Source organism: Streptomyces ovatisporus, assembly GCF_042653885.1.
In the GTDB taxonomy this organism is placed as follows: Bacteria; Actinomycetota; Actinomycetes; order Streptomycetales; family Streptomycetaceae; genus Streptomyces; species Streptomyces ovatisporus.
This window is the reverse complement of record NZ_JBHSFH010000015.1, coordinates 80,878-95,209: the sequence shown is the minus strand read 5'-3', so window position 1 is coordinate 95,209 and position 14,332 is coordinate 80,878. Positions and strand designations below refer to the sequence as shown.

Here is a 14,332-nt window from a genome sequence, read left to right as displayed (position 1 = left end):
GGCGCGCGTCCCCTCCGGGAGCCCTGCCCGTAGAGGGCAGCGCCGCGTCACCGCCGCGTCACCGCCGCGTGTCCGGCACGTCTCTCGCCGGGTCTGTCACCGCGTCTCGTGTCACTCCCACTTGAACCAGCGCGCTGCGGCGGCCAGTCCGGCCACCGCCCACACCGCGAGGACGCCCAGAGCGCCCCAGGGCACGCCCGCCCCGTGCTGCAGCACGTCGCGCAGACCGTCGGACAGCGCGGCGATCGGGAGGAGCCCGAGTACGTCCTGCACACCGCTGGGGAACTTCTCCAGCGGCACGACGACTCCGCCACCCACCAGCAGCAGGATGAAGAGGAGATTGGCGGCCGCGAGGGTCGCATCCGCCCGTACCGTCCCGGCCAGCAGCAGCCCGAGGCCGGAGAACGCCGCGGTGCCCAGGAGCAGCAGCAGGACGACCGACAGGGGATTGCCGTGCGGCGACCACCCGAGCAGCAGGGCGACGACCGTCAGCAGTGCCACCTGCAGCACTTCGATGACGAGCACCGAGCAGGTCTTGGCCGCCATCAGGGCCCAGCGGGGCAGCGGGGAGAGGGCGAGCCGCTTCAGTACGCCGTAACGGCGCTCGAAGCCGGTGGAGATGGCCTGCCCGGTGAACGCGGTGGAGAGCACCGCCAGCGCGAGAACCCCTGGGGCCAGGAAGCCGACGGAGTCTCCGCCGCCCGTGTCGACGATGTCGACGGTGCTGAAGAGCACCAGCAGCAGCGCCGGAATGACGACCGTGAGCAGCAGCTGCTCGCCGTGGCGCAGCAGCATCCGGGTCTCCAGGGCCGCCTGCGCGCGGATCATGCGCCCCAGCGGCGCCGCGCCCGGTGCGGGGGTGAAGGTGCCGACGCTCACGACCGAAGCTCCTTGCCGGTGAGTTCCAGGAAGACGTCCTCCAGCGTGCGGCGCTCGACGGAGATGCGGTCGGGCATGACGCCGTGCTGCGCGCACCAGGAGGTGACGGTGGCCAGCAGCTGGGGGCCGACGGTGCCGGTGACGCGGTAGCCGCCGGGTACGAGCTCCGCCGCGGCCGTGTCGTCGGGGAGTGCTTTGAGCAGGGAGGCGAGGTCGAGTCCCGGGCGTCCCGTGAAGCGGAGCGAGTTCTCGGCGCCGCCGCGGCACAGCTCCTCCGGGCTGCCCTGGGCGACGATCCGGCCGCCGTCGACGATGGCCACGTCGTCGGCCAGCTCCTCGGCCTCGTCCATGTGGTGCGTGGTGAGCAGCGCCGTCACTCCGTCGGCGCGCAGGGCACGGACCAGTTCCCAGGTGGCGCGGCGGGCCTGCGGGTCGAGGCCGGCGGTCGGCTCGTCGAGGAAGACCAGCTCGGGGCGTCCCACGACGGCCATGGCCAGGGCGAGCCGCTGCTGCTGGCCGCCGGAGAGGCGCCGGTACGGCGTACGGCCGCAGCTGTCGAGACCGAGTCCCTCGATGAGCGCCGCGACGTCCAGGGGGTCGGCGTGGAGCGCCGCCATGTGGCGCAGCATCTCCTCCGCCCGAGCGCCGGAGTAGACGCCGCCGCTCTGCAGCATCACGCCGATGCGGGGGCGCAGCCGGGCGGCCTGTGCGACAGGGTCCAGGCCGAGGACCCGGACGGTGCCGCTGTCGGGTCTGCGGTAGCCCTCGCAGATCTCGACGGTCGTGGTCTTGCCCGCGCCGTTGGGACCGAGCACCGCGGTGACGGTGCCGCGCGGGACGACGAGGTCGAGACCGTCCACCGCTCTCTTCGTGCCGTACCGCTTCGTCAGCCCCGAGACCTCGAGTGCCGCCCCTCCGCTTCCCATATGGGGGAGTCTAAGGAGCGGAACGCCGCCTCCGTGTACGGGGTTGAGGATTCGGCGCCCGCTTCCGGCGGTCCCGGGGGAACCCCCGTGTGAACTGCTCCGGAGCGCCCGCGGCAGCGGCAGGTAAGGCTCGCCTTACGTGACGTAGTCCATTCCGGCAGGTCAGAACCCCGCTTGCTGTGCTGCGAAGAATTACGCAACAATGGCGTTGTGAAAAAAACGGCTGAGGGACCTGAGACGCGATCGGCGGCCGCAGCGGCCGCCGGCGGCTCTGCTGTGCCCGGAGCCGCAGCCGCGACCCATGCCGGAAGTCAGTCCGGCGCGGGTGTCCAGGAAGAGCAGCGCGGGACGCGGAACAAGGTGGCCCGCTCCATCCTCGACCACGGCCCGTCCACTGCCGCAGAGCTGGCGACGCGCCTCGAACTGACCGCGGCCGCCGTCCGCCGCCACCTCGACTCGCTGGTGGGCGAGGGAGTCGTCGAACCGCGCGAGAAGCGGGTCTACGGCTCGCGGGGGAGGGGGCGGCCGGCCAAGGTCTTCGCCCTCACGGACTGCGGCCGGGACGCCTTCGACCAGGACTACGACAGGCTCGCCGCGGACGCCCTCCGCTGGATAGCGCAGAGCGCCGGAGGCGGCGAGCGCGGTGACGCCGCGGTCGCCGACTTCGCCAGGGCCCGCGTGGCCGAACAGGCCGAGCTGTACCGGCGCGCACTCGAGCGGGTACCGCCCGAGGAGCGCACCAGGGCACTGGCGGAGGCGCTCTCCAAGGACGGGTACGCTGCCACTGCGCGCAGCGCGCCCGCTTCCGCCGGGGGTAGCTCCTTGGGAGAGCAGCTCTGCCAGCACCACTGCCCGGTGGCTCACACCGCTGAGCAGTTCCCGCAGCTGTGCGAGGCGGAGACGGAGGTCTTCTCCCGCCTGCTCGGAACCCACGTCCAGAGACTGGCGACCATCGCCCACGGCGACGGGGTGTGCACCACCTTCGTCCCGTCCGCCCATCCCCAGCCTCCGCCGGGGAGACCCCATGGCGGGTCCGGGCCGCCGGAGCAGGCCGCCGACGAGACCCGCAGCGCCACCCGCAGCACCAACAGCAGCACCAGCAAAGCCACCACAGCACCTGCGAACAACACCGCCGGGAGGAACCCCGCATGACCTCTCCTACGGAGACTGCTCACCCGGAGCTCGAGGGACTGGGCAAGTACGAATACGGCTGGGCCGACTCCGACACGGCCGGTGCCACCGCGAAGCGTGGCCTCTCCGACGAGGTCGTCCGCGACATCTCGGGGAAGAAGAACGAGCCCGACTGGATGCTGAAGCTGCGCCTCAAGGGGCACCGGCTCTTCGAGAAGAAGCCCATGCCCAACTGGGGTTCGGACCTCTCGGGCATCGACTTCGACAACATCAAGTACTTCGTGCGTTCCACGGAGAAGCAGGCCCAGACGTGGGAGGACCTGCCCGAGGACATCAAGAACACCTACGACAGGCTCGGCATCCCGGAGGCGGAGAAGCAGCGTCTCGTCGCGGGCGTCGCCGCGCAGTACGAGTCGGAGGTCGTCTACCACCAGATCCGTGAGGACCTGGAGCAGCAGGGTGTGCTCTTCCTGGACACCGACACGGCGCTGCGTGAGCACCCGGAGATCTTCCAGGAGCACTTCGGCACGGTCATCCCGCCCGGCGACAACAAGTTCGCCGCGCTCAACACCGCGGTCTGGTCCGGCGGTTCCTTCATCTACGTCCCGCCGGGCGTGCACGTCGACATCCCGCTCCAGGCGTACTTCCGCATCAACACGGAGAACATGGGCCAGTTCGAGCGGACGCTGATCATCGTCGACGAGAACGCCTACGTGCACTACGTCGAGGGCTGCACGGCTCCGATCTACGACTCGGACTCGCTGCACTCCGCCGTCGTCGAGATCATCGTGAAGAAGGGCGGCCGCTGCCGCTACACGACGATCCAGAACTGGTCGAACAACGTCTACAACCTGGTCACCAAGCGCGCCGTGGCCTACGAGGGCGCGACCATGGAGTGGGTCGACGGCAACCTCGGCTCCAAGGTCACCATGAAGTACCCGGCCGTCTACCTCATGGGCGAGCACGCCAAGGGCGAGACCCTCTCGGTCGCGTTCGCGGGTGAGGGCCAGCACCAGGACGCCGGCGCGAAGATGGTGCACATGGCGCCGCGCACGTCCTCGAACATCGTCTCCAAGTCGGTGGCCCGCAGCGGCGGCCGTACGTCCTACCGCGGTCTCATCGAGATCGCCGAGGGCGCGGAGGGATCGAAGTCCAACGTGCTGTGCGACGCGCTGCTCGTGGACACGGTCTCCCGTTCGGACACCTACCCGTACGTCGACGTCCGTGAGGACGACGTGACGATGGGCCACGAGGCCACCGTCTCCAAGGTCAGCGACGACCAGCTCTTCTACCTGATGAGCCGGGGTCTGTCCGAGGACGAGGCGATGGCGATGATCGTCCGCGGCTTCGTCGAGCCCATCGCGAAGGAACTCCCGATGGAGTACGCGCTGGAACTCAACAGGCTGATCGAGCTGCAGATGGAGGGCGCGGTCGGCTGACGCCCGTACCGTGCGGGGGACCGGCCGTGGTGCCGCGGCCCGGTCCCTGCCTCCAGCACCGTCCAGCACCGTCCGTCCGAGGTTCCCAAGCAGGTTCCGTTTTCAGAGAGTGAGCAGTACGAGCGCCATGGCTGAGGCTCAGAACTCCCCCAAGGACGTCGTCCAGGGTGGACCCCCTCCGGTCGGTTCGAACACCACCGGAGCGATCGCGGTGGCGGCTGAGTCCACCGTCGCCACGCGGATGAGTGCACCGCCCTCCTTCGACGTGGCGGACTTCCCCGTGCCGCACGGCCGGGAGGAGGAGTGGCGCTTCACGCCGCTGGAGCGGCTCAAGGGGCTGCACGACGGCTCGGCCGAGGCGTCCGGGTCCCTCAAGGTCGAGGTCGACGCGCCCGAGGGCGTGACGGTGGAGACGGTCGCCCGTGACGACGCACGCGTCGGGCGGGCGGGCAAGCCGGTCGACCGGGTGGCCGCGCAGGCGTTCTCCGCCTTCGAGAAGGCAGCGGTCGTCACGGTGCCCAAGGAGGCCGTGCTGGACGAGCCGGTGCGGGTCTCGCTGCACGGAGAGGGCGGCGTCAGCTACGGGCACACGGTCTTCGAGGTCAAGGACTTCGCCGAGGCCGTCATCGTCATCGACCACACAGGCGATGCCGTACGTGCGGCGAACGTCGAGTTCGTCGTCGGCGACGGCGCCAAGCTGACCGTGGTCTCCGTGCAGGACTGGGACGACACCGCCGTCCACTGCTCGCAGCACAACACGCTGGTGGGCCGGGACGCGACCTTCAAGTCGATCGTCGTCACCTTCGGCGGTGACGTGGTCCGGCTGCACCCCCGTGTGAACTACGCGGGCCCGGGAGGCGAGGCGGAGTTCTACGGCCTCTTCTTCACAGACAACGGCCAGCACCAGGAGCACCGCCTCTTCGTCGACCACGACATGCCCAACTGCCGGAGCAACGTGGTCTACAAGGGCGCCCTGCAAGGCGAGCAGGCGCACGCGGTGTGGATCGGCGACGTACTGATCCGTGCCGCCGCCACCGGCACCGACACCTACGAGCTGAACCGCAACCTCGTCCTCACCGACGGCGCGCGGGTCGACTCGGTACCCAACCTCGAGATCGAGACCGGTGAGATCGTCGGGGCGGGGCACGCGTCGGCGACCGGCCGGTTCGACGACGAGCAGCTGTTCTACCTCCAGGCCCGGGGCATCCCCGAGCAGGAGGCCCGCCGGCTCGTCGTCCGGGGCTTCTTCGCCGAACTCGTCCAGCAGATCGGGCTGCCGGACGTGGAGAAGCGCCTCATCGAGAAGATCGAGACCGAGCTGGAGACGTCCGTATGAGCAGCGGCGAAGGCTTCGTCCGCGTGGCGGCACTCGGCGAGCTGGAGGAGGACACCCCGAAGCGGGTGGAACTCGAAGGCGTGCCGGTCGCTCTCGTCCGTACGGAGGGCGAGGTGTTCGCGGTCAACGACATCTGCTCGCACGCGAACGTCTCCCTCTCCGAGGGGGAGGTCGAAGACTGCCAGATCGAGTGCTGGCTGCACGGCTCCAGCTTCGACCTGCGCACCGGCAAGCCCTCCGGGCTTCCGGCGACCCGACCCGTGCCCGTGTACCCCGTAAAAATCGAAGGCGACGGCCCTGATGCGGCTGTGCTCGTCTCCGTCACCCAGGAGTCCTGAAGTCCCCATGGCAACGCTTGAGATCAACGACCTGCACGTCTCCGTCGACGCCGACGACTCGTCGAACCGTCCTACCGAGATCCTGCGCGGCGTCGACCTGACTGTGAAGCAGGGCGAGACGCACGCGATCATGGGGCCGAACGGCTCCGGCAAGAGCACGCTCGCGTACTCCCTCGCGGGCCACCCCAAGTACACGATCACCGGCGGCTCGGTGCGCCTCGACGGCGAGGACGTCCTGGAGATGACTCCGGACGAGCGCGCCCGCGCGGGCGTCTTCCTGGCCATGCAGTACCCGGTCGAGGTGCCCGGTGTCTCCGTCTCCAACTTCCTGCGTACGTCGGCCACGGCGCTCCGCGGCGAGGCACCCAAGCTGCGGCTGTGGGTCAAGGAGGTCAAGGCGGCCATGGAGCGCCTCCAGATCGACCCGTCCTTCGCCGAGCGGAACGTCAACGAGGGCTTCTCCGGCGGTGAGAAGAAGCGGCACGAGATCCTCCAGCTGGAGCTCCTCAAGCCGAAGATCGCGATCCTCGACGAGACCGACTCCGGTCTCGACGTCGACGCGCTGCGCGTGGTCTCCGAGGGTGTCAACCGCGTCCGTGAGAACGGCGAGGTCGGCACCATGCTGATCACCCACTACACGCGCATCCTGCGCTACATCAAGCCCGACCACGTGCACGTCTTCGCCAAGGGCCGGATCGCCGAGTCCGGCGGCCCGGAGCTGGCGGACAAGCTCGAGGAAGAGGGCTACGAGGCATACGTGAAGGGAGGCGCCGCTTCGTGAATGACGTGACGCTTCCGGGTCTGCTCGACACCGAGGCGATCCGCAAGGACTTCCCGATCCTGGACCGCATGGTCCACGACGGTAAGAAGCTCGTGTACCTGGACAACGCGGCGACCTCGCAGAAGCCGCGCCAGGTGCTCGACGCGATGAGCGACTACAACGAGCGGCACAACGCCAACGTCCACCGCGGTGTGCACGTCCTCGCGGAAGAGGCCACGGCGCTGTACGAGGGGGCGCGCGACAAGGTCGCGGCCTTCGTCAACGCCCCCAGCCGCGACGAGGTCGTGTTCACCAAGAACGCCTCGGAGTCGCTCAACCTCGTTGCGAACATGCTGGGCTGGGCGGACGAGCCCTACCGCGTGGAGCACGACACCGAGATCGTCATCACGGAGATGGAGCACCACTCCAACATCGTTCCGTGGCAGCTGCTCTCGCAGCGCACGGGCGCGAAGCTGAAGTGGTTCGGGCTCACCGACGACGGGCGGCTGGACCTCTCGGCCATCGACGAGGTCATCACGGAGAAGACGAAGGTCGTCTCCTTCACGCTGGTCTCCAACATCATGGGCACGATCAACCCGGTCGACGCGATCGTCCGGCGTGCCCAGGAGGTCGGCGCGCTGGTCGTCGTCGACGCCTCGCAGGCCGCGCCGCACATGGTGCTGGACGTGCAGGCGCTGCAGGCGGACTTCGTGGCCTTCACCGGGCACAAGATGTGCGGGCCGACGGGCATCGGCGTGCTGTGGGGGCGGCAGGAGCTGCTCGACGACCTGCCGCCGTTCCTGGGCGGCGGCGAGATGATCGAGACGGTCACGATGCACGCGTCGACCTACGCACCCGCTCCGCACAAGTTCGAGGCGGGCACGCCGCCGATCGCACAGGCGGTCGGTCTCGGTGCGGCCGTCGACTATCTGTCGTCCGTCGGCATGGACAAGATCCAGGCACATGAGCACGCGCTGACCGAGTACGCGGTCAGCAAGCTCAAGGAGATCCCCGACCTGCGCTTCATCGGCCCCACCACGGCCGAGGACCGGGGCGCGGCGATCTCCTTCACGCTCGGGGACATCCACCCGCACGATGTGGGGCAGGTGCTGGACGAGCAGGGCATCGCGGTGCGTGTGGGTCACCACTGCGCGCGGCCCGTCTGCCTCAGGTACGGAATTCCTGCGACCACGCGAGCGTCGTTCTACCTGTACTCCACGCCGGCCGAGGTCGACGCCTTGGCCGAGGGCGTGGAACACGTACGGAACTTCTTCGCTTAGCGAAGGCACGGCTGCTGCTGAGGACTGGACGGACGGACTGACTCGTGAAGCTGGACTCCATGTACCAGGAAGTGATCCTGGACCACTACAAGAATCCGCACGGCAAGGGCCTGCGCGAGGGTGACGCCGAGGTGCACCACGTCAACCCCACGTGCGGGGACGAGATCACCCTGCGTGTGCGGTACGACGGCGACACGATCCGCGACGTCAGCTACGAGGGGCAGGGCTGCTCCATCAGCCAGGCCAGCGCCTCCGTGCTGAACGAGCTGCTGGTCGGCAAGGAGCTGGACGAGGCACGCACCATCCAGGAGACGTTCCTGGAGCTCATGCAGTCCCGCGGGCAGGTCGAGCCGGACGACGCCATGGAGGACGTGCTGGAGGACGCCGTCGCGTTCGCCGGGGTCTCGAAGTACCCGGCACGCGTGAAGTGTGCTCTGCTGAGCTGGATGGCATGGAAGGACGCCACCGCCCAGGCGCTGGGCGAGGACTCGGTAAAGGAGAAGACCGCATGACCGGGACCACCACGAAGCCCGCGAGCGAGGACGAGGTCCGCGAGGCGCTCCTCGATGTCGTCGACCCCGAGCTGGGCATCGACGTCGTCAACCTGGGCCTGATCTACGGGGTCCACGTCGACGAGTCGAACGTGGCGACGATCGACATGACGCTCACCTCGGCGGCCTGCCCGCTGACCGACGTCATCGAGGACCAGGCCAAGTCCGCGACCGAGGGCATCGTCGACGAGCTGAAGATCAACTGGGTCTGGATGCCCCCGTGGGGCCCGGACAAGATCACGGACGACGGCCGCGAGCAGCTGCGGGCGCTGGGTTTCAACGTCTGAGCGTTCCCCTCCCGCGGGCTTCGTCGCCACGCACGCGTCACCTCGGTCATGCCCCGGCAGTCATGCCGGGGCATGACCGTTTTCATGGGGGTTCCATGACCGTTTCCGTGGGGGTTCCGTGGGCTTCCATGGTCATGGTCCGGCAGTCTCCGGTGTGTCCGTGATTCACGCGCATCGGGGCGGCGCGCTTGTGTACGGGCGTACGCATCGCTGGGTAGGCTCGTGACCATGGTCTACGTGACGCTCATAGGAGCGATCCTGGCGGAGGTTGTGGGCACGACCGCGATGAAGTACAGCGACGGTTTCAGCAGGCTGTGGCCGTCACTCGTCACCGCCGCCAGCTACACGATCGCCTTCGTGCTCCTCGCCCAGACGCTCAAGACGATGGCGGTGGGCACGACCTATGCGATCTGGTCCGGCGTCGGCACCGCCGCGATCGCCGTCATCGGGGTCGTCTTCATCGGTGAGGCCGTCACTGCCGCGAAGGTCGCCGGCATTCTGCTGGTGATCCTCGGAGTCATGCTGCTCAATCTGGGGAGCGTCCACTGATGGCCGTCCGCCGCTTCGACCCCGAGCGGCGGCAGCGCATCATCGACGCCGCCATCCGCATCGCCGAGTTCAAGGGCATCGCCGGATTGTCGCACCGCACTGTCGCCGCGGAGGCGGACGTCCCGCTGGGCTCGACCACATACCACTTCGCGAGTCTCGACGACCTGCTCGTCGCCGCGCTCGAACAGGTCACCAGAGAGCCGAGCAGTGCCATGACGGACTGGGAGGACGTGCTGGCGGAGGTCGGCCGGCCGGCGGAGGCTGTGCTTGCGGAACCCGGGCCCGCGGAACCCGGGCCCGCGGAACCCGGGCCCGCGGAACCCGGGCCCGCGGAAGGGCGGCGGCTCACACTCGCCGACGCCCTCACACGCCTCCTCGACGAGTACGCGCACGGCGGTCGCGGCCGTATCCGCCTGGAGTACGAGCTGTATCTCGCCGCGCTGCGCCGCCCCGCGCTCCAGCCCGTCGCCGCCGCCTGGTGCGACGAGATGGCCCGGATACTCGCCCGCCACACCGCCGACCCGGCCACGGCGCATGTCCTCGTCGCGCTCATCGACGGCCTGCTTCTCCAACTCCTGCTCACCGACCGCCCGTTCGACAGGGCGGCGGTACGGGCGGCGCTCGCCCGCGTCACGGGCGAACCCTGAGGCCCCGGGGCCACTCGGGGACGCGGCGGGCCGCGGTCCCCGAGCTGCGGTTCCCGGGCCGCTCCGCCTGCTGAGACCGGTTGGCATCGGCCACGCGCGGGCCGATAGCGTTCGATACATGACCCAAGCTGCCACCACCACCCGTACGACCGGCGCCGTCGCCGTCGGGCTCGCCACCATCGCCGGGGACAAGGTCCTGGACACCTGGTTCCCCGTCCCCGAACTCGTCGCGGAGCCCGGCGTCCCCGCCGGAAGCGACCGGCTGAGCCCCGAGAGCGCCGCCGAGGCGATGGGGGAGGCCGCACCGCAGGCACTCGGCGCCGACCCGGTCCGAGGGGTCGAGATCGTGGCCGTACGGACGGTCATCACCTCCCTCGACGACAAGCCGCTGGACGCCCACGACGCGTACCTGCGCCTGCACCTGCTCAGCCACCGTCTGGTGCGGCCCCACGGACAGAACCTCGAAGGTCTCTTCGGGCTGCTCTCCAACGTCGCCTGGACGAACCTCGGCCCCGTCGCGGTCGACCGGCTGGAGCAGGTACGGCTCGCGGCCCGTGCCGCCGGCAAGCACCTGAGCGTCACCAGCGTCGACAAGTTCCCGCGCATGACGGACTACGTCGCGCCCCTGGGCGTACGCATCGCCGACGCCGACCGTGCCCGCCTCGGGGCGCACCTCGCCGAGGGCACCACGGTGATGCACGAAGGCTTCGTCAACTTCAACGCGGGCACGCTGGGCAAGTCCATGGTGGAGGGCCGGATCAGCGCGGGCGTAGTCGTCGGTGACGGCTCCGACATCGGCGGCGGCGCCTCGATCATGGGCACGCTCTCCGGCGGAGGTCAGCAGACCATCTCCATCGGCGAACGGTGCCTGCTCGGTGCCGAGGCCGGCATCGGCATCTCGCTGGGTGACGACTGCATCGTCGAGGCGGGGCTCTATGTGACGGCCGGTACGCGCGTCTCCCTGCCGGACGGACAGATCGTCAAGGCGCTGGAACTCTCCGGCGCCAACAACCTCCTCTTCCGGCGCAATTCGACGACCGGCACCGTCGAAGTCCTTCAGCGCACCGGTTCGTGGGGCGGCCTGAACGAGGCCCTGCACAGCAACTGAACCCGCAGCGCCCGGATAGGGGCCCGCGCCCTGTCGCGGGCCCGGCGGCGGGAGCTGAACGCGAGTTCACCGCGCATGCCCGTAGGCCATAGGCTTACGGGCATGCGTGATCTTGCGGCAGGGGTACGGTATTTGGGGCGCGGCCAGAGATGGGCCGTCGGTCACGGGCGGTGGTTCGGCTTCGGCCTGCTCCCCGCACTGGTGACATTCGTGCTGTACGCGGCGGCGCTCACGGCGCTCGCCTTCTGGGCGGACGACGTCGCGGTGTGGGCCACGCCCTTCGCCGACAGCTGGGACGAGACCTGGCGTTCGATCCTGCGCGGACTCTTCGCGGTGCTGCTCTGGCTCGGTGCACTGCTGCTGTCCGTGCTCACCTTCACCGCCGTGACGCTGCTCGTCGGCGACCCCTTCTACGAGAAGCTCTCCGAACAGGTCGAGGAATCGGAGGGCGGCTGCCCCGAGGACCTCGGCAGGCCGCTCTGGCTCGAACTGTGGACCTCGCTGTGCGACAGCCTCTACGTGCTGTGGCGTGCCCTGCTCCTCGCCGTGCCGCTCTTCTTCCTGGGCTTCGTGCCCGTCCTCGGACAGACCGTCGTCCCCGCGCTGGGGTTCTGCGTCTCCGGCTTCTTCCTGACGCTCGAACTGGTCTCCGTCGCCATGCAGCGCCGCGGCATCCCCGTACGGGAGCGGCTCCGGATCCTGCGTGCGCGCAAGGCGCTCGCGCTCGGCTTCGGCGTCCCTCTGGTGCTGGCGTTCCTCGTGCCGTTCGTGGCCGTGCTGCTGATGCCGGGCGCGGTCGCGGGGGCCGCGCTGCTCGTACGGGACCTCATGGACGAGGACGGTGGCGTGGACGCCGGCGAGGTCCACGACGGTGGGGTGACCGGTGAGGGGGAGCAGCCGCACGGGCCGGTCGGTCCGGCGGCCGGGTCACGGCCTCCCGGGGGAAGCCGGCAGTAGGCAGCGGCATACCGGGGCGCGTGGTGGCCGGGCCGACGGGAGTGCCCAGGTCCACGGTCAGCTCGCTCCGGCACTCCCTCGCCGCCGCGCCGTACGCGCAGCCGACGGGCGCCTCCCTCACAGGAGACGCCCGTCGGCGGGTCGGGGTGGTGGTACGGGGCGGTGCCGCCGGGTCCGTCAGGGACGGAAGCGGATCACCGAAGGGTCGTGGTCGCTGGCCTGGTCGTGGAACTCCGAGTTGATGTGCACGATGTCGTAGTCCACCCCGCCCACGCCCGGGCTGGTCAACGCGTGGTCGAGGGCCTGGGAGTTGCCGTTGAAGACGTAGCCGTAACGCTCGTCCGCGGGCAGCCGGTCCATCGGGCTGCTGAGGGCCTCGTCGTCGCGCAGCGCGTCGAGGCTCGGGGAGAAGGGGAAGTCGTTGAGGTCGCCGGCAGCGATCACGGCCGCGTCCGGGTCGACGGACTGCACTTCCTTCACGAAGGAGTTGACGAGCTTCGCCTGGTCGATGCGCTGCGGCTCGGAGTGGCGTGCCGGAGGCTGGATGCGGCCGTCCATCGGCTGGTCGCCGTCGAGGTCGCCGCCGCCCTTGGAGCTGAAGTGGTTCGCGACGACGAAGACCTGGCGGCCGCGGAAGGTGAATTCACCGGCGAGCGACTTGCGGCTCGCCTTCCACGCCTCGTCCTCGGGCTCGATGCGGCCCGGGTTCGCGGACAGCTGCGGAGTGCCGTCCTCGTCCGTCACCTCCACCGCGGTGTCCGCGTCGCCGCCCTTGCGGTCGGTGAAGGAGACCCGCTCCGGGTTGAAGAGGAACGCGACGCGTATGTTGCCGCCCGGCTGTCCGCCGTCGGCCTTGTCTGCGGGGTCGATCTGGCGCCACTCGTAAGCGGGTCCGCCGGCCTCCTTGATGGCTCCGGTCAGCTTCTCGAGCGTCTTGTCGGCGGCCACCGTTCCGTCGTCGTCCGGGCCGGTGTTGTCCTGGACCTCCTCCACCGCGACGATGTCCGGCGAGGCGAGGTTCTGCACGAGGGCCTCGGCGAGGCGGGTGAACTTCTCGGGCTCGCTCTTCGGCGAGAGGTTCTCCACGTTGTAGGTGGCGACGGAGAGTTCGCCCTTGTGCTGCTTGCGCGTCTTCTCGCGCTTGAGCTTGTTGTCCTCCAACTCGCCCATGTCCGTTGCCCGTACGGAGTAGCCGCCGAAGGCGTCGTAGTCCAGCGGGCCTGCGGTCGTGCCGCGCAGCTTGTCGCCGACATCCGCGTTCGGGAAGGGCTGCACCGCCGACGGCAGAAGCGAACTGACCTTCACCCGGGCGCCGTTCTGCTGGTCGTAGGCGCCGTAGAGCGTGCCGCCGCGGGGCGTCGGGTTCTCGAAGCGGTCGGCGGTGACCCACAACTCGCCGTACTGCGAGGTGGGTCCGGTCACCGGGGCGTCCTTCAGCCGGGTGCGCATGCCCTCCAGCGACTCGTAGAGGTCGAGGGCGAACTTCTCGGGGCGCAGTTGGAGGGGCTCTATGTCGCCGCCGTCCTCCGCGGGGGGCGCGTACTCGTCCGGGACCAGGCCGCCGTCCAGGGTCACGGCCCGGGGCAGCTTCCGCTCCTTGGACGCCGCGGTCCACTCCGCCTTCGTCAGCTGCGTGACGGACTGGCCGCCCGACTCCTTGCCGCCCGGGTAGTACTCGCTGACGTCACCGGAGACCCGCACCGAGTCGCCCGCCTCGACGTCAGGGGTCTTCTCACCGGTGAAGACGAAGATGCCCTCGCTGGTCGCGGGGTTGTCGTCGGGCTCGGGGTCCTGCAGCCAGAAGCCCCGTGCCTTGCCGAAGGAGCGTACGGCGGTGACGACTCCGGGCACGTCCGTGACGTGCTTGCCCGCGAAGGGGGATATCCGTGTGCTGCCCTGGATCTCGTGCAGGCGCGGCGACTCGACGGAGTTGTTGCCGATCGCGGAAGAGGCGGGCAGGACGATGAGGGTGGAGCACAGCGCCACGACGGTGAGAGCCGAGGAGCGGGCCAGACGTGACGACAACGGTGCCTCCGGAGGGGGGTTGCGGACGGTGGTCCGGGCGTTCGCGAGGATCCGTGATTCTCTACGCGCGTAAAGTCTGGCGTCGAAACCCGAGTTGTCAAGCAGATGACCGGCCACTT

The 14,332-nt window shown here is 69.6% G+C and carries 15 protein-coding genes; 12 read left to right on the top strand and 3 right to left on the bottom strand.

Going from position 1 to position 14,332, the window contains the following annotated elements; all coding sequences use genetic code 11:
• Window positions 1–111 precede the first annotated feature (111 nt).
• Together ACFPA8_RS24530 and ACFPA8_RS24525 are read right to left on the bottom strand one after the other, a co-directional pair.
• Window positions 112–828 (bottom strand): ABC transporter permease, encoded by a 717-nt coding sequence (locus tag ACFPA8_RS24530; protein WP_386452343.1) that lies wholly within the window; start codon window positions 826–828, stop codon window positions 112–114.
• Between the two features lie 47 nt (window positions 829–875).
• Complete coding sequence (locus ACFPA8_RS24525; RefSeq protein WP_386451918.1) at window positions 876–1,805, bottom strand: ABC transporter ATP-binding protein; 930 nt, start codon at window positions 1,803–1,805, stop codon at window positions 876–878.
• 210 nt (window positions 1,806–2,015) lie between these two features.
• On the opposite strand from ACFPA8_RS24525, the gene ACFPA8_RS24520 reads away from it, so the two are divergent.
• From ACFPA8_RS24520 to ACFPA8_RS24465, 12 genes are all read left to right on the top strand, one after another.
• Entirely contained in the window at window positions 2,016–2,957 is a 942-nt protein-coding gene (locus ACFPA8_RS24520) for a helix-turn-helix transcriptional regulator (RefSeq protein ID WP_386451916.1), read from the top strand.
• Window positions 2,954–4,375, top strand: coding sequence for a Fe-S cluster assembly protein SufB (gene sufB / locus ACFPA8_RS24515; protein WP_386451914.1), 1,422 nt, complete (start codon window positions 2,954–2,956; stop codon window positions 4,373–4,375). Before ACFPA8_RS24520 ends, sufB begins: the two co-directional genes overlap by 4 nt.
• A 127-nt stretch (window positions 4,376–4,502) precedes the next feature.
• Entirely contained in the window at window positions 4,503–5,711 is a 1,209-nt protein-coding gene (gene sufD, locus ACFPA8_RS24510) for a Fe-S cluster assembly protein SufD (protein ID WP_386451912.1), read from the top strand.
• Entirely contained in the window at window positions 5,708–6,049 is a 342-nt protein-coding gene (locus ACFPA8_RS24505) for a non-heme iron oxygenase ferredoxin subunit (RefSeq protein ID WP_386451910.1), read from the top strand. Before sufD ends, ACFPA8_RS24505 begins: the two co-directional genes overlap by 4 nt.
• Window positions 6,050–6,056: 7 nt before the next feature.
• Window positions 6,057–6,830 carry a Fe-S cluster assembly ATPase SufC gene (sufC, locus tag ACFPA8_RS24500; protein ID WP_386451908.1) on the top strand — a complete coding sequence of 258 codons (774 nt, stop codon included), beginning with the start codon at window positions 6,057–6,059 and terminating at the stop codon, window positions 6,828–6,830.
• A gap of 5 nt (window positions 6,831–6,835) precedes the next feature.
• Window positions 6,836–8,089, top strand: coding sequence for a cysteine desulfurase (locus ACFPA8_RS24495; protein WP_386452341.1), 1,254 nt, complete (start codon window positions 6,836–6,838; stop codon window positions 8,087–8,089).
• A 44-nt stretch (window positions 8,090–8,133) separates the two neighbouring features.
• On the top strand, window positions 8,134–8,601 hold the full coding sequence (gene sufU / locus ACFPA8_RS24490; protein WP_386451906.1) for a Fe-S cluster assembly sulfur transfer protein SufU: 468 nt from the start codon (window positions 8,134–8,136) through the stop codon (window positions 8,599–8,601).
• Window positions 8,598–8,927, top strand: a complete 330-nt coding sequence (locus ACFPA8_RS24485) for a metal-sulfur cluster assembly factor (RefSeq protein ID WP_386451904.1) — start codon at window positions 8,598–8,600, stop codon at window positions 8,925–8,927. The genes sufU and ACFPA8_RS24485 overlap by 4 nt, the downstream gene beginning before the upstream one ends.
• A gap of 228 nt (window positions 8,928–9,155) precedes the next feature.
• A complete protein-coding gene (locus ACFPA8_RS24480; protein WP_386451903.1) occupies window positions 9,156–9,476 on the top strand; it encodes a DMT family transporter in 321 nt (106 codons plus the stop codon).
• Window positions 9,476–10,123 carry a TetR/AcrR family transcriptional regulator gene (locus ACFPA8_RS24475; RefSeq protein WP_386451901.1) on the top strand — a complete coding sequence of 216 codons (648 nt, stop codon included), beginning with the start codon at window positions 9,476–9,478 and terminating at the stop codon, window positions 10,121–10,123. Before ACFPA8_RS24480 ends, ACFPA8_RS24475 begins: the two co-directional genes overlap by 1 nt.
• A gap of 118 nt (window positions 10,124–10,241) precedes the next feature.
• The gene (gene dapD / locus ACFPA8_RS24470) at window positions 10,242–11,231 is read left to right on the top strand and encodes a 2,3,4,5-tetrahydropyridine-2,6-dicarboxylate N-succinyltransferase (RefSeq protein WP_386451899.1); all 990 of its coding nucleotides are present in this window, start codon (window positions 10,242–10,244) and stop codon (window positions 11,229–11,231) included.
• A gap of 102 nt (window positions 11,232–11,333) precedes the next feature.
• Complete coding sequence (locus tag ACFPA8_RS24465; RefSeq protein WP_386451898.1) at window positions 11,334–12,188, top strand: EI24 domain-containing protein; 855 nt, start codon at window positions 11,334–11,336, stop codon at window positions 12,186–12,188.
• A 177-nt stretch (window positions 12,189–12,365) separates the two neighbouring features.
• Here ACFPA8_RS24465 and ACFPA8_RS24460 read toward each other — a convergent pair whose 3' ends face one another.
• Window positions 12,366–14,213, bottom strand: coding sequence for an endonuclease/exonuclease/phosphatase family protein (locus ACFPA8_RS24460; protein ID WP_386451896.1), 1,848 nt, complete (start codon window positions 14,211–14,213; stop codon window positions 12,366–12,368).
• Window positions 14,214–14,332 lie beyond the last annotated feature (119 nt).